Annotated in this window: 21 protein-coding genes; 6 read left to right on the plus strand and 15 right to left on the minus strand. The window is 65.5% G+C overall.

Annotation, left to right across the window (positions count from 1 at the left end; genetic code table 11):
• Positions 1–24: 24 nt before the first annotated feature.
• Positions 25–1074, minus strand: a complete 1050-nt coding sequence (locus ASE22_RS21430) for an HlyD family secretion protein (protein WP_056364412.1) — start codon at positions 1072–1074, stop codon at positions 25–27.
• The gene (locus ASE22_RS21435) at positions 1071–1508 is read right to left on the minus strand and encodes a MarR family winged helix-turn-helix transcriptional regulator (protein ID WP_235536388.1); all 438 of its coding nucleotides are present in this window, start codon (positions 1506–1508) and stop codon (positions 1071–1073) included. Before ASE22_RS21435 ends, ASE22_RS21430 begins: the two co-directional genes overlap by 4 nt.
• A 152-nt stretch (positions 1509–1660) precedes the next feature.
• Here ASE22_RS21435 and ASE22_RS21440 point away from each other — a divergent pair, with 152 nt between their 5' ends.
• Positions 1661–3175 carry a replicative DNA helicase gene (locus ASE22_RS21440; RefSeq protein WP_056364416.1) on the plus strand — a complete coding sequence of 505 codons (1515 nt, stop codon included), beginning with the start codon at positions 1661–1663 and terminating at the stop codon, positions 3173–3175.
• Between the two features lie 219 nt (positions 3176–3394).
• Here the strand turns inward: ASE22_RS21440 and ASE22_RS21445 are convergent, their stop codons facing one another.
• The 7 genes from ASE22_RS21445 to ASE22_RS28045 all read right to left on the minus strand — a co-directional run bounded on the left by ASE22_RS21445 (position 3395) and on the right by ASE22_RS28045 (position 8374).
• Positions 3395–4159: a phosphoadenylyl-sulfate reductase gene (locus ASE22_RS21445; RefSeq protein WP_056364418.1), complete on the minus strand. Its 765-nt coding sequence runs from the start codon at positions 4157–4159 to the stop codon at positions 3395–3397.
• Positions 4152–4577: a DUF934 domain-containing protein gene (locus ASE22_RS21450; RefSeq protein WP_056364420.1), complete on the minus strand. Its 426-nt coding sequence runs from the start codon at positions 4575–4577 to the stop codon at positions 4152–4154. The genes ASE22_RS21445 and ASE22_RS21450 overlap by 8 nt, the downstream gene beginning before the upstream one ends.
• Positions 4570–4716 (minus strand): hypothetical protein, encoded by a 147-nt coding sequence (locus ASE22_RS26955; RefSeq protein ID WP_156397250.1) that lies wholly within the window; start codon positions 4714–4716, stop codon positions 4570–4572. The genes ASE22_RS21450 and ASE22_RS26955 overlap by 8 nt, the downstream gene beginning before the upstream one ends.
• A gap of 161 nt (positions 4717–4877) precedes the next feature.
• Positions 4878–6524, minus strand: coding sequence for a nitrite/sulfite reductase (locus ASE22_RS21455; RefSeq protein WP_056364423.1), 1647 nt, complete (start codon positions 6522–6524; stop codon positions 4878–4880).
• 1 nt (position 6525) lies between these two features.
• Positions 6526–6822: a DUF2849 domain-containing protein gene (locus ASE22_RS21460; RefSeq protein WP_056364425.1), complete on the minus strand. Its 297-nt coding sequence runs from the start codon at positions 6820–6822 to the stop codon at positions 6526–6528.
• Entirely contained in the window at positions 6819–7628 is an 810-nt protein-coding gene (gene cobA / locus ASE22_RS21465; protein WP_056364427.1) for a uroporphyrinogen-III C-methyltransferase, read from the minus strand. Before cobA ends, ASE22_RS21460 begins: the two co-directional genes overlap by 4 nt.
• Before the next feature lie 20 nt (positions 7629–7648).
• Positions 7649–8374, minus strand: a complete 726-nt coding sequence (locus ASE22_RS28045) for an HGGxSTG domain-containing protein (protein ID WP_414886635.1) — start codon at positions 8372–8374, stop codon at positions 7649–7651.
• 54 nt (positions 8375–8428) lie between these two features.
• Here ASE22_RS28045 and ASE22_RS21470 point away from each other — a divergent pair, with 54 nt between their 5' ends.
• Positions 8429–8779 (plus strand): hypothetical protein, encoded by a 351-nt coding sequence (locus tag ASE22_RS21470; RefSeq protein WP_235536389.1) that lies wholly within the window; start codon positions 8429–8431, stop codon positions 8777–8779.
• Positions 8780–9189: 410 nt separating this feature from the next.
• Positions 9190–9582: a hypothetical protein gene (locus ASE22_RS21475; RefSeq protein WP_056364429.1), complete on the plus strand. Its 393-nt coding sequence runs from the start codon at positions 9190–9192 to the stop codon at positions 9580–9582.
• 337 nt (positions 9583–9919) lie between these two features.
• Here the strand turns inward: ASE22_RS21475 and ASE22_RS26340 are convergent, their stop codons facing one another.
• The 3 genes from ASE22_RS26340 to ASE22_RS21480 are packed head-to-tail and all read right to left on the minus strand — an operon-like array spanning position 9920 to position 13045.
• Positions 9920–11074 (minus strand): serine/threonine-protein kinase, encoded by a 1155-nt coding sequence (locus tag ASE22_RS26340; protein ID WP_082545535.1) that lies wholly within the window; start codon positions 11072–11074, stop codon positions 9920–9922.
• Complete coding sequence (locus ASE22_RS26345) at positions 10993–12027, minus strand: serine/threonine-protein kinase (RefSeq protein WP_162248235.1); 1035 nt, start codon at positions 12025–12027, stop codon at positions 10993–10995. Before ASE22_RS26345 ends, ASE22_RS26340 begins: the two co-directional genes overlap by 82 nt.
• Positions 12028–12052: 25 nt before the next feature.
• Positions 12053–13045 (minus strand): PP2C family protein-serine/threonine phosphatase, encoded by a 993-nt coding sequence (locus ASE22_RS21480; protein WP_162248234.1) that lies wholly within the window; start codon positions 13043–13045, stop codon positions 12053–12055.
• An 862-nt stretch (positions 13046–13907) separates the two neighbouring features.
• Between ASE22_RS21480 and ASE22_RS21485 the strand changes: the two genes are divergently transcribed.
• Positions 13908–14288: a DUF427 domain-containing protein gene (locus ASE22_RS21485; protein WP_056364432.1), complete on the plus strand. Its 381-nt coding sequence runs from the start codon at positions 13908–13910 to the stop codon at positions 14286–14288.
• A gap of 82 nt (positions 14289–14370) precedes the next feature.
• On the opposite strand, the gene ASE22_RS21490 is transcribed toward ASE22_RS21485, so the two are convergent.
• Together ASE22_RS21490 and ASE22_RS21495 are read right to left on the minus strand one after the other, a co-directional pair.
• Positions 14371–15201, minus strand: coding sequence for a 23S rRNA (adenine(2030)-N(6))-methyltransferase RlmJ (locus tag ASE22_RS21490; protein WP_056364434.1), 831 nt, complete (start codon positions 15199–15201; stop codon positions 14371–14373).
• Positions 15198–15767 (minus strand): pseudouridine synthase, encoded by a 570-nt coding sequence (locus ASE22_RS21495; protein WP_056364436.1) that lies wholly within the window; start codon positions 15765–15767, stop codon positions 15198–15200. The genes ASE22_RS21490 and ASE22_RS21495 overlap by 4 nt, the downstream gene beginning before the upstream one ends.
• A gap of 343 nt (positions 15768–16110) precedes the next feature.
• Here ASE22_RS21495 and ASE22_RS21505 point away from each other — a divergent pair, with 343 nt between their 5' ends.
• A complete protein-coding gene (locus tag ASE22_RS21505) occupies positions 16111–17253 on the plus strand; it encodes a vWA domain-containing protein (RefSeq protein ID WP_162248233.1) in 1143 nt (380 codons plus the stop codon).
• Positions 17254–17371: 118 nt separating this feature from the next.
• A complete protein-coding gene (locus tag ASE22_RS21510) occupies positions 17372–18577 on the plus strand; it encodes a sensor histidine kinase (RefSeq protein WP_200933191.1) in 1206 nt (401 codons plus the stop codon).
• An 81-nt stretch (positions 18578–18658) separates the two neighbouring features.
• Here the strand turns inward: ASE22_RS21510 and ASE22_RS21515 are convergent, their stop codons facing one another.
• Positions 18659–18925, minus strand: coding sequence for a GlsB/YeaQ/YmgE family stress response membrane protein (locus tag ASE22_RS21515; RefSeq protein ID WP_056364442.1), 267 nt, complete (start codon positions 18923–18925; stop codon positions 18659–18661).
• Positions 18926–19210 lie beyond the last annotated feature (285 nt).

A 19210-nucleotide genomic window follows, 5' to 3' on the forward strand; every position in this document is an offset into this window, starting at 1 on the left:
TCCAGTTTGCCTCGGGGGAGGAACTCAATCGGCGACGTGCACCGTGACATGGGCGCTCCAGCCGGCGACGAGCGGCCGGTCGAGCCGGTCGTCGATCTGGATGCGAACGGGTACGCGCTGGGTGACCTTCACCCAGTTGCCGGTCGCGTTCTGCGGCGGCAGCAGGGAGAATTGCGAGCCTGTGCCGGCGTTGATGCCGATCACATGGCCCTTGAAGGTTCGCCCGGGCAGCGCGTCGAGCTCGATGTCCGCGCGCTGGCCGATGCGGACCTTGTCGAGTTGGGTTTCCTTGAAATTGGCGTCGATCCAGTACCCATGGTCGCTGACGACGTTGACCATCGGCAGCATCTGGATCGCCATCGTGCCGGGCTGGAGCTTGTCGGCCTGGCTGATGCGGCCGTTGATGGGCGCGCGGACCTCGGTGCGCGCGAGGTCGAGCGCGGCCTTATCGCGCGCGGCGACCGCCGCCTCGATCTGGGGATGGCCGCCGGCCCGCGACGTGCCGATCACCGCACGCGCCGATTCGGCTTCGGAACGCGCCGAGGCCTGCTGCGCGCGGGCGGCGGCGAGCGCGGCCTTGGCGGAATCGTAGGAGGCGCGCGTGGTGAAGCCGCGCGCGAGCAGTTCCTGCTGCCGGCCGAACGTGTCGCGGGCCAGCGTGACGTCCGACGCGCTCTTGGCGGTGTCGGCCTGCTTGGCGTGATAGGTGCTCTGCAGCTGGGCGACGGTCAGCTCGGCGTTGCCGACGGCGGCCTCGGCCTGCATCAGCGCGATGCGATAGGGCTGGGGATCGATCCGGAAGAGCAGGTCGCCCTTCTTCACCGGTTGGTTCTCGCCGACATGGACTTCGGTGATGCGGCCGGCGACTTCGGCGCTGACCTCGACGACATGGGCGTTGACCTGCGCATTGTCGGTCGAGACGGTTCGCCCGCCGGTCAGCCAGAAATAGAGGCCGACGGCGAGCAGCAGCAGCGGCACCGACAGCATCGCGGCGAGCCGGCCCAGCCGGCGCTCGCCGCGCGCGGCCGGGGCGGTCTCGGCCGTGTCGCCGGCGATGGCACGCATCTCGTTCATCGCCGCGCGTCCGCCGCGAGAGGCTGCTCGGCCCGTTCGTCCTGATCGCGGATATTGTCGCGGACGATGTTGAGCAGGCCGGTCAGCGTCGCCCGCTGCCCGGCGTCGAGCGGCGCGAGCAGATTGTCCTCCATCTCGTTGGCGATGCCGGTGAGATTCTCGACCAGGGGCATCGCCTTCGCGGTCAGGTGGAGCCGCCAGACGCGGCGATCGGAGGGATCCGCCCGCCGCTCGACGAGGCCGCTCTCGGCCAGCCGGTCGACCATGCGGCACAGGGTGATCCGTTCGACGTCGAGCATTTCGGCGACCTCGCTCTGGGTCGGGCCATCATAGCGGTCGAGATAGAGCAGCATGCGCCACTGGGCGCGGGTCAGTCCGCGCGATCGGGCGCGGGCGTCGAACCAGTAGCGGGACCGGCGCGCAATATCGTGCATCAGAAAGGAAACACGTCGACTCAAATCTGTATGCATGCTTACATTGTGGATGCTTGCTGTATGCTCTGCAAGAAAAATATCCACAGATCGGCCCCCCGAACTTTTACGTAACAGAGCTTGCGGCGGCGCTCCGGCGGGCGGATAATCGCGCGATGGCCGAGCCCGTACCGATCTTGCCGCCCACCCCGGGCGAGCCACCCGCCTTGCCGCACAATGTCGAGGCGGAAGCCGCGCTGCTGGGCGCGATGATGCTCGACAATCGCATCGTCGAGGATATCCAGGTCAAGCTCAGGCCCGAGCATTTCTTCGAGCCGCTCCACGGCCGCATCTATGAGGCGATCCTGCGCATGCTCGATCGCAACATGCTGGCGACGCCGGTGACGCTGCGGCCGATGTTCGAGGCCGACATCGGCATGCGCGAGCTGGGCGGGCCCGCCTATCTGGCGCAGCTGACCGGCAGCGGCGCGGCGCTGATCGGCGCCCGCGACTTCGCCAACCAGATCTACGACCTCGCCCTGCTCCGCGCGCTCGTCGCGGTCGGCCGCGGCATGGTCGAGGGCGCGCTCGACACCTCGGAGGAGGTCGATCCCAAGGCGCAGATCGAGCAGGCCGAGATCGCGCTCTACAAGGTCGCCGAGGAGGGCGGCGAGGAAGGCAGCGTCAAGAGCTTCGCCCAGGCCACCAAGGTCGTCATCGAGACCGCCAGCGCGGCGCTCAACTCGGGCGGCCATGTCGCCGGCCTCACCACCGGGCTCGAGCGGCTGAACGCCAAGATCGGCGGGCTGCATCCGTCCGACCTCATCATCCTCGCGGGCCGTCCCGGCATGGGCAAGACCTCGCTCGCGACCAACATCGCCTTCAACGTCGCGCAGCGCTACATCCGCGACCAGCAGGACGGCGTCGCCCACACCGTCGGGGCGCCGGTTGCCTTCTTCAGCCTGGAAATGTCGGCCGACCAGCTGGCCGGCCGCGTCCTTTCCGAGCAGGCGGAGATCAGTTCCGAGCAGATCCGGATGGGCAAGATGAGTCATGCGGAGTTCGCCCATTTCGCGCGGGCGGCGCAGGATCTCGAGAACCTGCCGCTCTACATCGACGACACGCCCGGCCTGACGATCGCCTCGCTGCGCACCCGCGCGCGCCGGTTGAAGCGGCAGCGCGGGATCGGCGCGATCATCGTCGACTATCTCCAGCTGCTGCAGGGATCGGGCAAGTCGTCCGACGGCAACCGCGTGCAGGAGATCTCCGAGATCAGCCGCGGCCTCAAGACGCTGGCCAAGGAGCTGAGCCTGCCGGTGATCGCGCTCTCCCAGCTCAGCCGCGCGGTCGAGCAGCGCGAGAACAAGAAGCCGGTGCTGTCGGACCTGCGCGAATCGGGCTCGATCGAGCAGGACGCCGACATGGTGTGGTTCGTGTATCGCGAGGATTACTATCTCAACCTGCTGCGGCCGAAGGAGGCTTCGATCGAGGCGGGCGACAGCGCCGTCGAGGTGACCGCCTTCGAGGAATGGAAGGTCAAGATGGCCCGCGCGCACAACCGGGCCGAGCTGGTCATCGCCAAGCAGCGCCACGGTTCGACGGGGACGATTCCGTTGAAGTTCGAGGCGCGCTTCACCAAATTCTCGGATCTGGCCGACGATTATTACGGCACCACCGACTATGACGACTAGGCCCGCGCAGGCCGGGCGTGACAAGCCTTCCGATTCGTGATCTTCTCCCCCGCAGGATCCGCAAAAGCGGGCCCGGTGGGGGAGAGGGTGCGAAGATGGACCGCATCGATCATGTCATGGACCGCGTCCTTACGATGGCGGTCGTCTGCATGCCGTTCTACGTCATCTACAAGCTGGGGCTGTTCCTGATCGAGTAGCGGGCAACGCCGGCCAGCCCGATCAGAAGACGGGCTCCTCCCCGGGGCGGACGATCGGTTCGCCGTGGATGCCGCATTCGACCTTGTCCCAGCCGCGCCAGCGGCCCGCGCGCGGATCCTCGCCCGGCTTGACCACGCTGGTGCACGGCGCGCAGCCGATCGACAGATAGCCCTGCGATTCGAGCGGATGGCGCGGCAGGTCGCGCGCCTCGAACCAGCGGTCGAGATCGGCCTTGGTCCAGTCGGCGAGCGGGTTGAACTTGATCCGGTCGCCGTCCAGCTCGAAGCGGGCGATCCCCGACCGGGTCGAAGCCTGGAAGCCCTTGCGGCCGGTGATCGACGCGTCGAGGCCCTTCATCGCCGCGGCGAGCGGCAGCACCTTGCGGATCTCGCAGCAGCCGTCGGGATCGTAGGACCAGCGCAGCCCGGTGCCGTCCCTGGCCTCGATCGTCGCCGGCTCGGGGGCGACGGTGCGCAGCCCGGTCAGGCCCAGCCGATCGACCAGCGTGTCGCGATAGTCGAGCGTCTCCTGGAACATCTTGCCGGTGTCGAGGAAGACCACCGGGGTCGACGGATCGACCGCCGCGACCAGGTCGAGCAGCACCGCCGATTCCGCCCCGAAGGAGGAGACCACGGCGACGCGGCCGAGCAGCCCCTCCTCCAGCACCGCCCGGATCACCGCCTGCGTCGTCGCGCCCTCGAAGCGCGCGTTGAGGCGCGCGACGTCGGCCGCGGTGAAGCGCGGGGCGGTGTCGATCCGGTCGATCCGGCGGGCGGTCTCAGCCATGCCGCTTGGCCCAGATCGGGCGGCGGCCGTCGACGGTCTTCTGGTAGACGTCGTCGTAGAGCGCCGCGAGCCGGGCGAGCGTGTCGCGGTCGATCTCGGCGTCGCTCAGGAAGGCGTCGAAGCCGCAGCGGCGCATCGGGCCGATCTGGTCGACCAGCACGTCGCCCGCCGCGCGCAGCTCGCCGGCATAGCCCGCCTCGCGCAGGATGCTGCCGATCGAATAGCCGCGCCCGTCGCGGAACTTGGGAAAGGACACCTCGATCAGCGACAGCCGGTCGAGATGGGGGATGAGTTCGCGCGGGTCGTCGGTCGGCTCGAGCCGGACGGCGGTCGCGTTCGACTGGCCGAGGAAGGCGTCGAGGGTGACGGCCGGCTCCTCATGCGTCTCGTCGTCGCGGAAGCGGATCAGATCACCCATGATGGCCGTGCTCCACGTCATCCCGGACTCGATCCGGGATCCCGCTTTTTTCGGCGGTGTTGAAGAAGGAAGAAGCGGGATCCCGGGTCAGGCCCGGGATGACGAAAAAGGGGGAGGGCAGCGAGAGGAGATCACCCATGATGCGCGGTCCCTGCTGCGGTGTTCGTCATGCCAGCGAAGGCTGGCATCTCGGGAGATGAGGGCGCCGCATGGCCTCCCGAGATCCCAGCCTTCGCTGGGATGGCGCGACTGGGGCCCGGGATGACGGAAAGCGGGGACGGTCGCGGCGAGACGAGGAGATCACCCATAGATCGCCTCCTTGAACGGGGCTTCGCCGACCCGGCGATAGGTGTCGAGGAAGCGTTCGCCGTCGTCGCGCAGCGCGGTGTAGACGTCGACCGCCTTCTCGATCGCGTCGACCACCCCGTCCTCGGAGAAGCCGGGGCCGATGATCTTGGCGAGGCTGGCGTCCTCCGCCCCCGATCCGCCGAAGGAGAGCTGGTAATTCTCCTCGCCCTTCCGGTCGACGCCGAGGATGCCGATATGGCCGGCATGGTGGTGGCCGCAGGCGTTGATGCAGCCCGAGATCTTGAGCTTGAGTTCGCCCAGGTCGCGCTGCCGGTCGAGATCGCCGAACCGCTTGGCGATCTTCTGCGCCAGCGGGATCGAGCGGGCATTGGCGAGGCTGCAATAATCGAGGCCCGGGCAGGCGATGATGTCGCCGACCAGATCGAGATTGGGGGTGGCGAGGCCGGCCGCGTCGAGCTTCTGCCAGATCGCGTGGAGATCGGCCTTCTTCACATGCGGCAGGACGACGTTCTGGGCATGGGTGATGCGCAGCTCGTCGAAGCCGTAGGCCTCCGCGAGATCGGCCATCAGGTCGATCTGCGCCGAGGAAGCGTCGCCCGGGATGCCGGTGGTCGGCTTCAGGCTGATGTTGACGATCGCATAGCCCGGCGCCTTGTGCGCGGCGACCTGCCGGTCGACCCACGCCAGGAACTCGGGGGCGAGGCCCGGGTCGTTCCGGTCGATGTCGTCGGGCAGCCCGGTCTCGAAGGCGGGCGGCGCGAAGCTGTCGGCGATCCGCTGGAACTCCGCCTCGGGCGCGTCGAGGCCGAGCGTGCGGGTGTGGAGAAATTCCGCCTCGACCTGGCGGCGATATTCGTCGGCGCCGAGTTCGTGGACGAGGATCTTGATCCGCGCCTTGTAGAGATTGTCGCGGCGGCCGTAGCGGTTGTAGACGCGCAGGCAGGCCTCGACATAGGCGAGCAGGTCGGCCTTGGGCAGGAAGTCGCGGATCACCGGGGCGACCATCGGGGTGCGGCCCATCCCGCCGCCGACGAACACGCGGAAACCCGCCTCGCCCGCGGCGTCGCGATGGATCTGCAGCCCGATGTCGTGGAGCCTGACCGCGGCGCGGTCCTCGTCGCTCGCGATCACCGCGATCTTGAACTTGCGCGGCAGGTAGCTGAACTCGGGGTGGAAGGTGCTCCACTGGCGCAGCAGCTCGGCCCAGGGGCGCGGATCCTCGACCTCGTCGGCGGCGGCGCCGGCATATTGGTCGGACGAGATGTTGCGGATGCAGTTGCCGCTGGTCTGGATCGCATGCATCTGCACGGTCGCCAGCTCGGCGAGGATCTCGGGCGCGTCGGCGAGCTTGATCCAGTTGTACTGGAGGTTCTGCCGGGTGGTGAAATGCCCATAGTCCTTGTCGTATTTGCGGGCGATGTGCGCGAGCATGCGCATCTGCCGGCCCGACAGCGTGCCATAGGGGATGGCGACGCGCAGCATATAGGCGTGGAGCTGGAGATAGAGGCCGTTCATCAGCCGCAGCGGCTTGAACTGGTCCTCGGTCATCTCGCCGGCGAGGCGGCGGTTGACCTGGTCGCGGAACTCCTCGACGCGGGCCTCGACGATCGCCTGGTCATATTCGTCATAGCGGTACATGTCAGATCACCCAGTCGCCGATGGTGGGATCGGCGGGTTTGAGGCCCAGGTCGGGGCGGACGGTCGGCCCGATCGCGCGGATGCGGTCCTTGATATGGGCGGGGCGGGGCCCGGCGTCGGTCATCTCGGCCTGGATCACATAGGGGCCGTTGACCCGGCGCGCGGCTTCCTCGCGCGCGCCGATCGCCTCGCCCTGGTTGTCGACGTCGACCGCATGCTCGATGTGCCGCGACCAGCCGTCGCCGGTCCACCAGGTCACGTCCCCCGTGATCAGATCGTTGCCGGTCAATATCTTCACGCTTCGTCTTCCATCACATGCGCCTGGCGTTGGGCCTGCGCCGCGAAGGCGGCGAGGCGGTTTTCGGCATCGGACAGCAGGACGACCTCGCCCACCACGATGATCGCGGGGCTCACCACCGCCTCGCGGACGACCATGTCGCCGAGGTCGGCGAGCAGGGTCCGCAGCGCGCGCGCGCCTTCGAGCGTGCCGCGTTCGAGCACCGCCACCGGCATGCCGGGGGCGACGCCGTCGGCCATCAGCTTGTCGGCGATCTGGCTGGCGGAGGTGACGCCCATATAGATGACGAGGGTGCGGCCCTGGCCGGCGAGCCCGGCCCAATTCTGTTCGGCGAGCCCCTTGCAGGTGCCGGCGACGAAGCTGACCGCGCTCGACCAGTCGCGGTGGGTGAGCGGCAGCATCGCTTCCGCCGCGCAGCCGAGCGCCGAGGAGACGCCGGGGACGACCTCGACCGGGAGGCCCGCGGCGCGCACCGCCTCGACCTCCTCGCCGCCGCGGCCGAAGACGAAGGGATCGCCGCCCTTGAGCCGCACGACCACCGACCCCGCCTTCACATGGGCGATGATCAGCGCGTTGATCGCGTCCTGGGGCAGCGTGTGGCGATCGCGCTTCTTGGCGACCGAGATGCGCTGCGCCGAAGGCGGCGCATGATCGAGCACGCGCGGATCGATCAGCCCGTCATGGACGACGATGTCGGCGACGCGCAGCGCTTCGACGGCGCGCACGGTCAGCAGGCCGGGATCGCCGGGACCGGCGCCGACCAGGATGACGCGCCCACGCGCTTCGGGATCGAGCAAGGATGCCATGGGGTGCCAGATGGGCCCGGTTACCGCGTTGCGCAAATCAAGGATGCTTGGGGGCGGGCCAAGTTTTCTTTGCCCAAGGGGTCAGGCCCTTTTTCCTTGCCCTTCGCCACCGCGCCCTTCCGGCGGAGGCCGGAATCTCGGGAGGCGAGGGCGCGGCCTCGTCGGTCAGGCCATCTCGGCGCGCCTCCAGTCGCGTCCAGTTGCGAGCCCTTCGCGAAAACGCCGGGTGCATGGGGTTGATCTTCGAATTTTATATTTTTTCTTTTCGACGCGGCCGGGATCGGCGGCCTTGGCAGATCTTCCGCCCCGCCCCCGCCCCCGCCCCCGGCTGCGACGACCGCCACCCTCCGGCCGAAATTTCCGGGACTGGTGGCGCGCAGATAGCGGACGATCGCCCTGACCCGCCCAGAATACCAGCCATGCTTCACGGCGTTGGCATTGCCGCGCGGCGCGCCGCTGCCCTTGCCGCCATGCATGCGGCACCGCCGCCGGCCGTTCACCGCGGGCGACCGGCACGGCTGGCCCGAGCGGGTGCGGGCGCCGCAGCGGGGCGCGGCGGCGAGGATGTCGGGTTGTGCGGACGGGATCGGCTGGGGGTGCATGGCTTCGCTCCGGCATGGGCCTGCGACGGCGTTGGGCATGGTCCTGGGGACCGGCCTTCCTAGCGGATTATCGTGCGAATGACAAGAACAAAAAGGGAACTTGGGAGCGCCGCTCGATCGCCCGGATGGCGGAAACAGCGCCATTGCGGGGGATAGGGGGGAGGGCCATGATGGCAGCGACGACGGAAGGGGTGGACGATGGCCGACGACCGACAGACGCTGGACCCGCCGCCTGCGCCGGCGGCGCGGGGCGCCCGCCGACAGGGCAGGCCGGCCCGCACGGCGGCGGTGGCGAAGCCCGGGATCGTCGCCACGCACGCTTCGGCGACCGGGGCGGCCGCCGTGGGTTCGGCCAGCGTCGGCGCGCTCGCGCTGATGTCGGTGGGCCTCGGCGCGCTGGCGGTCGGGGCGATCGCGGTGGGGGCGGTCGCCATCGGCCGGCTCCGCATCGGCAAGGCGCGCATCCGCAAGCTGCGCATCGACGAACTCGAAGTGGGGAGCCTGATCCGCCTCGATGATGATGGGGCGTCGGGCGGGCGGGCAGAGTAGGCGGGGGAGGGCTTTCGCGCCTCGTCCTCGATCCGTTCGGTCTCCGACCGACGCCGAGGCGCAGGATCGGCAGAATGTCCCGAAACGGAAAGCGCATGCCGAACAGGGCGAGGCGAGGGCGGTCGCCGTCGAACGGGGTGGAAAGCCGGACGCCGCCTGGCTAGAGGTTCACGATCCGATTGCATCGGATCGGCCGCTCCAGCGTGTTGTCTTACCGCGATTTCCGAGTCGGCAGATGTTTCCATCTGCCTCGAAATCGCTCTAAGCCTGCGCCGAGAGCAGGATGGACAGCCCAGCCCACATCCCGGCCGGCAACGGTCGCCGCCTTCAACCGTGCCGCCGCGGCGCGCCCCGGCCGCTTCGGCGGCGCGCAGGCCGTCGCGCCGGCCCTCTTTCCGGCAGATTTCCGCGTGTTCAGCTTCGTCTACGATAACAACGCCCATATCCTCCGGATCAGCGTGGAGGGTCTATGGGCGCCCGAAGACGTCCCCGCGCTGGCGGCGGCGCTCGGCAGCGCGGCCCGGCGGGCGAGCGCCATCCGCGACGATTTCGACGTCATCGTCGAATCGCTCGACTTCCCGCTCCAGGCCGACGACGTCGCCGATGCGCTGTCGGATATCATGCGCGTCGGCATGGCGCTGACCACGGGCCACGCCGCGGTGGTCGTCGGCAGCCTCGCCAACCGCGAGCAGGCCGAGCGGACGCTGGCCCACCCCCATCTCAGGGTTTTCATGTCGATGGAGGAGGCGCAGCGCTGGCTGGCCGAGGCGGGTGCGGCGCGACGAGGCGCGGGGGTGCGGTAGTGAGAGGTGGCGGTGGCGAGGCGCGGGCGCGCCGCTGAGCGCGCTTCGCTGTCGGGCGGCCGCCTGATCGCTTTCGGCGTCTAGCGACCAGACCCAATCACTCACATCGGCCGCCAAGAACGTCTGCTCCGAACAGAACCTGCCGATCTATCGCTCCGAAGCTTTTGCGTTTGCAGCATGCTCGCTCGAATTGAACGCGCCGCTGTATGGAGTTCTGAGATAAGGAGTCAAAACGGTACGTCGTCATCCGAGGAATGCTCATGCGCGTCCCCCAAAGCGACGTCATGCACGACATTAAATGCACGGGCCAGCGTAGAGCTGAACAAGCTCTCTTCGATCATGGCTTCAGTGGCACCTTAACAAGAGGAAACGCCCTGGGTGAAGGCTTGCCCGGGTGTCTTGCAAACCAGACACGATCCCCAACGCTAACAGAGGCGCCGCCATAGAAGCTGGCCGTGTGATACATGACAGAGGGGCCGTGATCGGCAGTTATGAAACCTACCGTCATGCTCTGCTTGTGGTTTATTGTGCCAAGCTCATAGGCATCTACAGAAAAACAAAGGCCATCCAAAGTCGTGCATAGCTGATCTGCAGTTGGCCGATCTGCTCCATTTTTCGCAAAGCACGAAAGTATAATGGCCATGATTTCTTCACCCAAGCTCTTAAATTGAGCGCCAGCGATTTGCTGAGGGGGTGGCGGGGGCACGGCGTTCAAAATATTTGGAACGCTTAGAAGCCCTTGTCCAAAAGGCTGCTTGCCGGAAAGCAGCTCATACATAATGGCGGCGATCGCCCACACGTCCGAAGCGAAAGAAGCGTTCTTAAAATCTGTTATGCTCTCAGGTGCCATGTAAGGAATCGCACCTATGACGGTCTTTGACGTGGTATTCCCGCGCGGACCGATTCCATGTCCGATTTCGGCTTCCGCCATTTTCGCGATGCCGAAATCGGTAATCTTGATGCCCGAAAAATGATGGCCGCCAAGTACCATGATATTGCTCGGCTTCAGATCCCTGTGAATTACTCCAGCGTGATGGGACGCCGCCAAGCCTTTTGCAAGTTGCTGAAAAATCTTGGCTACGGTCGATGGAGGTAGAATTGGAACCTCGTCCGGCACGACTTTCCCTAAATCGGCCCCGTCAACAAATTCCTCAATCAAGTAGTTTCCCGTGCCATCTTCCACGTAATCCAGAGTTTTAGCCACGTTTGCGTGGTTCACCCTCGCACTGACGACAGCAGAGCTTTGAAAGCGACGAACGCCGCTGCTGTCTTTCGGAACTTTCAGCGCCACACTGCGCCGGAAAAGTTCATCCTGGGCTTCGTAGACGTGCTGCATGCCCCCCGCGCCAACGTAGCGAACAATCTGATACCGTCCGCCTATGGGCGGCGATGAAGGTGAAAGAAGCGACATCAAAGAGTTACCTCTGGATGCGACAAAGCGCAGGGAACGGAGGCCCGGACGCCTCCCCCTTGGCCGAACACGATAACGCATGCTCCCGTAAGTCGCTGGCCAATCTGCGCGGGCGAATTGTTTATCATTACGGTGCCGCTAAATCCTGTCACCGTGAACCTGATACCATCGTACCCAACGGAAATCATGTTCCCATTCCACGAAAGATTGGCAGTACGATTAGTTGAATCAACAAAGTTCTCTTTGCCGTTATACGTCAGAAGAAGCTTATGCTGATCGCGCAGAAGTTCATCCGCGATTGCCGCCTTTACTGTGGAGATCGGCGGACGAAAACTTGGATTGGGATCGATACAGGCTTGGAGCAGGTTAGCGATCGACGATGGAACGGACGCTTGCAAGTTGCGGAAACTGAACCCTGGGATCGGCAGGTTGGGCGGCATGTCGTAAAGCTCTGCTGGTAGGTTTCCCCCATTAAGCATCCAAATGGCAACGCAACCGAATGCGAAGACATCAACAGGCGGAGCATAAGGGAAAATTCCAGCCGGCGTGGCTTTGAAAACCTCAGGCGGTGTATATCCACGAGTAAAGTACAACGAAGCCGTGCCGCTCGAGGTGCTCAACTTTGCCAATCCGAAGTCAAAAATCTTTAATTGTCCGTTGGCATCGAACTTCATGTTATCTGGCTTAAGATCCCTATGAATTAGATCATGCGCGTGGATCTCGGAAATCCCCGCACAAATTGGATACAGAGCCTTTAGAGCGTCAACGCCACTCGCGCCGACGTGGCAGGGTAAAAGTTCTGCCCCAGAAAGATATTCCTCAACAAAAGCAACAATATCGTCATTCGAATCTCTGACGACATCGTAAACTTGTACCACATATCGGGATCGTATTGCCGAAAGGGCAGACAATTCATCAAGCAAGCGGCGCGGTTCAATGCCACGCTTCAGCGATTTGACGACAACTTGACGAGACAGATTTGAATCTTCGCAAAGTACCGTATCAGACATTCCCCCACCGTTGAGCGTCTTCACGATGGTTCGATACCGAGGAGGCAGGTTAATCATCTGCCTCGGCCTCCCCTAGTCGGAACAAGACCTCCTGATCCTGGGGATTGCCACCCGATGAAGCCTTTAATTTTGCGGGCCGATCGGGGCGTTTGCGCGTCGCCTTCCGCTCCTGCGCAGGCTTGCTAGCCGCTTTGCTGGCGTCTGACGGGACAGCCTTACTTCGGCCAGCCTGCTCGCGATGATCGCCACGGCGCAGATCAGGAAGCCAGACTTCGATGTGGTCGGAGGGCGTCCATATCCGCGCGATACTGACACCGACCTCCATTTCTGGCTCATCCGTGTTCGCCGTTAAGCAAGCGATGGATGCGTTGTCAGGTCCGTTCAATGCATTGGCGACGAAGACGGCCTTACGGGCGAGATCGATCGGCGAGCGAACATGTGCTGCCATCCCTTCCAACGCCTTTCTGCCGAAGCCGTGGGTGCCATCAGACGTCAAAAAGAAAAGGTTCGTCCCGGCGAAATTTACCGGGAAAAGCGCTGGTGTCATTACAGGGCCGATGCCGACGAACTGAAGCAACCGATTGTCGAGTTCGTCCTCGTTCACATCCCCAGCCTCCGCCTGAACGATCGCGCTGAGCGTATCGTCGCGCGTAAGGAGCCTCAAGTCGCCGTCATGTTCGACGGCGTAGAGGCGACTGTCTCCCACGTGGACGCAGGCGCCGGAATCACTGGTAATTGATAGCGCGGTTAGCGTGGTCCCGCCCTTGCCATCATAACGTTCATAGACAGCGGCATTTGCCGCTTCGCAGGCACGCATGAGATCGAGAGGCGAGAATTCTCTGTCGCTGGTGTTGGCGATCATCGTCGTCAGAAAGGCGGCGGCCGCTCGCGAAGATGCATCGTGGCCGTTGACCATACCGCCCATGCCGTCACAGACGATCGCGAGCCTGATGCGGCGGCCCACCTTCGTTATAAGCTCGCAGACCACAGCGCGATCTTCGTTGCGTTCGCGGCTCGGCCCTTGGGTGGATGCCACGGCCATATCGCCGTGGCGGCTTGCCGAACGGCCGTCAGGACCCTCTAGGAGGAACCTGTGTAATCTCGCGTAAAATTCGCGTTCGAACTGACTTGCGAACATGAAATCAACCGTCTCCCAATTACGATCTAGCCGTTCCGACAAGCTTTTGAAAGCGCGCCCTGTCTGGCGTGAACGCTACGCTTAGTAGACGTGGCAGTGAGGGGCGCCCCTGAGGCGGAAGGCTGGTTTCCCTCCAGCTTGCGAATAGCCATGCCGCCTAAGACGACCTCAGCGAATGCGACTCCGCGAGCGGTGTCGATAAAAGTTAACAGTCAGCATCCGGCCTAGTTGCCGTCGAAATTGGCGCCCAGTTGGCTGATCGCCGATTGTCGGGTTTTGGCCATCAACCTGCCGCTGTACTTGTCAAACGGGAACGTCAGTTTTGTCCCAATGTAAGCCATTCGACGAGCGCGCATGACAATTCCCGGGACAAAATACTAAATTGAAATCCGCTTCCCGCTATTATTCCGGGGACACCATAGTAAATATTGAGTGGGCAGCACCGGCTGCCCGCTCGCTGCCGAAGACTGGATCGCGCGTCAGGAAAAGGCGACACATCGAACGCTTGCGCCGGCCAGGCGCGGTCCGAAGCCGAAGGTCGATACAGTAGTATAGTGTCCCCGAATCAAGGCCCAAGGCCGCGACTTCACGCTCGGCATGCAGGCGCTGCAGCGCAGTGCACAGCCCGGCGAAATTGCCGATGCGATCGCCTTGCTCGCGTTCGGCGCGGCCCGCTGGGTCTCGGGCGACACATTGCGGGTCGATGGGGGCTCCAAGCTCCGAGCGGACGCCCTATATCCCAATCTGAAATTCCCGGAGACGGACCATGACCGACAAGATCATCAAAATCCCGAGCCCCGATCATCCCATCACGGTCGAGCGCAATCCCCATCGCGTCGTCGTCACGCTCGGCGGACAGGAGATCGCCAATACGACCGCCGCGCTGACGCTTCGCGAGGCCAGCTATCCGGCCGTCCAGTACATCCCACGCGAGGATGTCGACATGACCGCGCTGGAGCGAAGCGATCATGGCAGCTATTGCCCCTACAAAGGCGATGCTTCCTATTACAGCATTCCCGCAGGCGGCGAGCGTTCGGTGAATGCCGTCTGGAGCTATGAGGCGCCCTACGATGCCGTCGCCGAGATCCGGGGCCATGTCGCGTTCTACCCGGACCGCGTTGACGGGATCGACGAAAGGGCCCCCTGATCGGCCGTCGATCCTGCGGCATGTGCTTTCTCGGCAATTCCGGGGAGACGTCCCCGGCGGGCGGGCGCCGTCCGCGACGATCTTAATCGTTCAACCAATCGGCTATGATCTCGCCCCTATGCCCTTCGGGTGCCAGCGCGGCGCGGAGGGCTTCCAACAGCGGCGGCAGCGCCTGGGTGAAGGCGTATGGCGGGTTGACGATGAAAAGACCCGCGCCGTTGTAGAGACCTGGCTGAACGCTGTCATATAGCCAATGCTCCACGCCCATGAATTTCGGGATGCCGAGCTTGCGTAACTGCTCCTTCCATCGCCAATGCGCGGCGCGGTCCTTCAGCGGATACCAGATCACCGTCACGCCATGCGCCCATTTGCGACAAGCGGCGGCGAGGGTGGCCGTGATACGAGCGCGTTCGTCCGTCTGCTCGTATGGCGGATCGACCACCACCATGCCGCGCCCGGTGCGGGTCGGGAGCATCGCCAGCCAAAGCTCATAGGCATCGCGCTCATGCACCGCAGCGGGCGTGCCGCGCATCGCGCCGCGCAGGGCACTGGCGTCCTCGGGATGTTTTTCATTGAGGATCAGGACGTCCTGCGGGCGCAGGAGCTGCGCCAGAAGGCGCGGTGAGCCGGGGTAGAGATGCGGCTCGGCCCCGACGTTCACCGCCCGTATGGCGGCGCGGTAGTCGTCCAGCACGGGGTTCGGATCGGCGAAGGCCCGCAGCACGCCCTGCGTGGCCTCGCCGGTGCGTTGCGCCTGATCGCCGCCAAGGTCGTAGAGCCCGCAACCGGCATGGGTGTCGATCAGCGTCAGCGCGCCCTCTTTGCGCTGCAAGGCCCGGACGAGGGCGATCAGGAGGCTATGTTTCACGACATCGGCGCTGTTGCCGGCATGGAAGGAATGGCGATAATTCATTGGAATGCACAACCGTCCAGACCAGAGGACTCCTCGAACTGGCCCGGCGCGATCCCGGCGACAGTCCAGTCGCCGATCGACCAGCGCACCAGCCTGAGGGTGGGCAACCCGACCGCCGCCGTCATGCGGCGCACCTGCCGGTTGCGCCCTTCGCGGATGGTGATCTTCAGCCAGCTGTCGGGGATGAGCCTGCGCTGGCGTATCGGCGGATCGCGCGGCCACAGGTCCGGCGCGTCGATGCGCGCAACATCGGACGGGAGGGTCATGCCGTCCTTGAGCCGGACGCCCTGCCGCAAGCGCTCCAGTTCCGGCTCCTGCGGATCGCCTTCGACCTGCACGAGGTAGGTCTTGGGCAGCTTGAAGCGTGGATCGGCGATGCGCGCCTGCAGCCGCCCGTCATCGCATAGCAGCAGCAGGCCCTCACTGTCCCGATCGAGCCTTCCGGCGGGATAGACGCCCTTCACCGCGATGAAGTCGGACAATGTCGACCGCACCGTGGGCGATCCGCGGTCGGTGAATTGCGACAGGACCCCGAAGGGTTTGTTGAACAGGAGTAGCCGGGCCATCCCGTCTCATATCGCCCGGTTGCGGCCATGTCTTCAGGCTCATGCCGCCGCCGGATGGCTGCGCCCGCCAGATTCGTCAGTGGCTGCTGGTGACCTCGTCGCCCAGCAACGGATCGACCGGAGCATCGATCGTCTTCTCCAGGGAAGACTGGATCGCGCGTCGGGAAAGGGCGACACATCGACCGCTTGCGCCGGCCGGGCGCGGTCCGAGGGCGTAGGTCGATACATTGATATAGTGTCCCGGATTGAGGATCGCGTTTCCCCGCACCTCCTAACCGGCTTGATCCGCCAGGCCCGGCGCGGCATTTTGGCGGACCCGCGGTCAGGACGTCAGGTTCGCACAATGGATATCACCCGTCGCTGCGCTTCCGCTTTGCTGGCGCTGGTCGTCTGCGGATGCGGCGGTCCCAAGAGCGACGCTCGGGACGACGCGCCGACGGCGCTGAGCGCCGGGAGCGCGGATGACGTCGAACATGCGCGCGCCTATATCGGTCCGTTCATCTCCGACAATCCGGATCGCTGCTTCGCCGACGTCGGGCTGGACCGGCCGACGCTGGAAGGGCGGGCGGGCGACGACATCGGCCCCCGCGTCCTGCCTGTACGCGTCGTCATAGCGATCGACGGCTCCGGCTCCATGGCGGGCAGGATCGGCGGACAGACCAAGCTCGATCTCGCGCGCGAGGCCGCCACGCGCTTCGTCGACGGGTTGCCGTCGACGGTCGAGGCCTCGTTGATCGTCTTCGGGCAGCAGGGGGACAATGGAGCGGCGGGCAAGGCCAGGTCCTGCGCGGGCGTCGACCTGCTTGCCCCCATGTCGAGCGATCGGGCGCGGCTCGTTGCCGCGGTCTCCGGGGTCCGGGCGGTGGGTTGGACGCCGCTTGCCGCCGGCCTGGCACGGGCGGAGGCGCTGCTCGCCCGCTCGTCCACGCCGGGCGAACAGATCATCTATGTCGTATCGGACGGGGAGGAGACCTGCGGCGGCGATCCGGTGGCGGCCGCGCGGCGGATCAATGGCGGCCAAACCCGCGCGATCGTCAATATCATCGGCTTCGGCCTGCCTTCGGGCGAAGCCGCGGCGCTGAAGGCCGTTTCCGACGCGGGGGGCGGCACTTTCGTCAACGTCGACAGCCGCGCCGATTATGACCGAACGTTCGAGCGGGTGCGCGAATCCAATCGCCAGGCGTCGAACGCCATACGCCAGAGCAACGCCATCGCAGGCAATGCCGTGCAAACCTCAAACGCCATCAGCAGCGCCGCGGTCTGCGTCAGCAACATCATCAGCAGCGAAAAGGTCCGGCTGAGCAACGACCTGTCCGCTCGGGCGGTTCGGGGCCAGCCGGTGCCATTCGATCGCACCGCCCAGGCGCTGTTGAAGCAACGGCATGATGCCATGGAGGTCCGGCTGAAGGACTTTCGCGCGCGGTTGCAAAATGACGAGGCCCGGGCGCGCGGGAAGATCGATGCGGCGGCTGATGCAGTCCGCTAGGTCGACCCGGAACGGGCTGCCGGGTAAGGCGCCATCCAGCGGCTGACGGCCGCCAGACCGGCGACCCTGCGAAAGTCCGCCTCGCGAAACAGGCGGCGTTGGTGGTTCGGGAGCGATCGTGATAGCCCGGTTCCCGATGATCACGATCCCGCGAGTCCGCGCCGATTTGGCCGACGCCGTCTATCCCGAAGGGGAACTGAACCGCCGGCCCATTCCCGTTACGGATTCCGCGAGGGACAAGGCCGCGATCCTCGATCTGGCCGCGCGCATGGTCGACGAGCCCGAAGCCGTCCTGCCGCGATTCGTCGAACTGGCGATGGAGATCGGCGGCGGCGTGTCGGCCGGGTTCAGCCTGTTCGAGCCCGGCGCCGGCCGGTTCCGTTGGCGGCATCTCCACGGATCGCTGGCGGCGTTCGAGGACGCCACCACACCCCGCGACTTCAGCCCTTGCGGCGTCGTCCTCGACCGCAGGGCGCCCGTCCTCGCGGTGCATTCCGAACGCGCCTATGACTGGATCTCCGACGAGCGGATCATCCTTCCCGAGGTGTTGCTGGTGCCGCTCTTCGCGGGCGACGAGCCGCTGGGAACGCTATGGGTCGTGTCCGATGTCGCGGGCCATTTCCACAACGGCCATGCCCGGTCGCTGGCCGAGCTGGCGGCGTTCGCGGGCATGGCCCTGCGGATGATCTCGTCGGAGCGCGCGCTCTCGGTCGCGCTCGAGGAACAGTCGCTGCTGGCGATGGAGATGAACCACCGCGTCAAGAATCTCTTCGCGGTCGCCGACGGCATGATCCGCGCGAGCGCGCGCGGCGAAGCCAGCAAGCAGGAGATGGCAGACGCGCTTTCGGGCCGCCTGCATGCGCTGGCCTCGGCGCACTCGCTCGTCAGCCGGCATCTGAACGAACTGGGACGGGCGCCGCGCAAATCCGATTTCCGCTCGGTGCTGGAAGCCGTCCTCAAGCCGCACAGCGACGGTCCTGCATCCATCGAGATCGATGGCCCCACGGTCAAATGCGGTGATCGCTCGATCAACGGGATCGCGCTGACCTTCCACGAACTGGCGACCAACGCGGCCAAATATGGAGCGCTGTCGGCCCCCGGGGGCAGCGTCGCGGTGCGCTGGGAAAAGGACGAAGCCACGCTGGCCGTGACCTGGACGGAGCGCGGGGGGCCGGTCGTGACCGCGCCCGCGGCCAGCGGCTTCGGCGGCTCGCTCCTGCAGAAGACGATCACCCGTCAATTTCACGGGACGCTGGAGCATGACTGGCGGCCCGACGGCCTGATCGTGCGGATCACGCTTCCGCTGGCGCAGATCGCCGCCTGACCAAGCGCGGCCCGGGCGCGTGGACCGCTTGCCCCCGCCGCCGCGCCCACGCCCGTCCAGCTACGGCCGCAGCCGCCCCGATCAGCGCACGCTCTTGCGCTGGATCAGGTTGAGCACGGCCAGCAGCACGACCGCGCCGACGAAGGCGATCAGCAGGCCGGTGAGCGAGAAGCTCTGGACGCTGCCGCGCACGCCGAAGAGCGGGCCGGACAGGGCGTTGCCGATCAGCGAGCCGATGCAGCCGACGACGATGTTCCAGAAAATCCCCATGGTGGCGTTGCGGCCCATGACGATGCTGGCGAGCCAGCCTGCGATGCCGCCGACGATGAGTGCGATGATCCAACCCATGATATCTCTCCCTGTTTCGGTTCCGGACAGCAGACGAGCGGCTGGGGCACTTGGTTCCGGTGGGCGCGTGGCAAGTGGAAACGGCGGCCGCCTCCCGGCGTCCGACGTCGGTCGGGAAACAGCGGCGTCTCGACCATTTTGGGCGATAGTGGCTTTGCCCCTTCGGTCCGATCGACCTATGAGCGCTTCTCAAAGCGCGGGAAGCATTCCGTCGTTATGGGTTCGACATAGGTGATCGAAAGCCTGAGAATGAAAATGGAGCGGCTTCTGGCCGCGTGGCGTTCG

The sequence above is a fragment of the Sphingomonas sp. Root720 genome (genome assembly GCF_001428605.1).
Lineage (GTDB): Bacteria > Pseudomonadota > Alphaproteobacteria > Sphingomonadales > Sphingomonadaceae > Rhizorhabdus.

What these genes read in the sequence shown, in the direction of transcription:
- ASE22_RS21505 (WP_162248233.1), top strand. Translation starts at nt 16,111, where the DNA reads ATGGATATCACCCGTCGCTGCGCTTCCGCTTTGCTGGCGCTGGTCGTC.
- cobA (WP_056364427.1), bottom strand. Translation starts at nt 7,628, where the DNA reads ATGGCATCCTTGCTCGATCCCGAAGCGCGTGGGCGCGTCATCCTGGTC.
- ASE22_RS21440 (WP_056364416.1), top strand. Translation starts at nt 1,661, where the DNA reads ATGGCCGAGCCCGTACCGATCTTGCCGCCCACCCCGGGCGAGCCACCC.
- ASE22_RS21430 (WP_056364412.1), bottom strand. Translation starts at nt 1,074, where the DNA reads ATGAACGAGATGCGTGCCATCGCCGGCGACACGGCCGAGACCGCCCCG.
- ASE22_RS21435 (WP_235536388.1), bottom strand. Translation starts at nt 1,508, where the DNA reads ATGCACGATATTGCGCGCCGGTCCCGCTACTGGTTCGACGCCCGCGCC.
- ASE22_RS21515 (WP_056364442.1), bottom strand. Translation starts at nt 18,925, where the DNA reads ATGGGTTGGATCATCGCACTCATCGTCGGCGGCATCGCAGGCTGGCTC.
- ASE22_RS21450 (WP_056364420.1), bottom strand. Translation starts at nt 4,577, where the DNA reads ATGGGTGATCTGATCCGCTTCCGCGACGACGAGACGCATGAGGAGCCG.
- ASE22_RS21470 (WP_235536389.1), top strand. Translation starts at nt 8,429, where the DNA reads ATGGCCGACGACCGACAGACGCTGGACCCGCCGCCTGCGCCGGCGGCG.
- ASE22_RS21485 (WP_056364432.1), top strand. Translation starts at nt 13,908, where the DNA reads ATGACCGACAAGATCATCAAAATCCCGAGCCCCGATCATCCCATCACG.
- ASE22_RS21480 (WP_162248234.1), bottom strand. Translation starts at nt 13,045, where the DNA reads ATGGCCGTGGCATCCACCCAAGGGCCGAGCCGCGAACGCAACGAAGAT.
- ASE22_RS21455 (WP_056364423.1), bottom strand. Translation starts at nt 6,524, where the DNA reads ATGTACCGCTATGACGAATATGACCAGGCGATCGTCGAGGCCCGCGTC.
- ASE22_RS21445 (WP_056364418.1), bottom strand. Translation starts at nt 4,159, where the DNA reads ATGGCTGAGACCGCCCGCCGGATCGACCGGATCGACACCGCCCCGCGC.
- ASE22_RS21495 (WP_056364436.1), bottom strand. Translation starts at nt 15,767, where the DNA reads ATGGCCCGGCTACTCCTGTTCAACAAACCCTTCGGGGTCCTGTCGCAA.
- ASE22_RS26955 (WP_156397250.1), bottom strand. Translation starts at nt 4,716, where the DNA reads ATGGGTGATCTCCTCTCGCTGCCCTCCCCCTTTTTCGTCATCCCGGGC.
- ASE22_RS26340 (WP_082545535.1), bottom strand. Translation starts at nt 11,074, where the DNA reads ATGCGTTATCGTGTTCGGCCAAGGGGGAGGCGTCCGGGCCTCCGTTCC.
- ASE22_RS21490 (WP_056364434.1), bottom strand. Translation starts at nt 15,201, where the DNA reads ATGAATTATCGCCATTCCTTCCATGCCGGCAACAGCGCCGATGTCGTG.
- ASE22_RS28045 (WP_414886635.1), bottom strand. Translation starts at nt 8,374, where the DNA reads ATGGCGCTGTTTCCGCCATCCGGGCGATCGAGCGGCGCTCCCAAGTTC.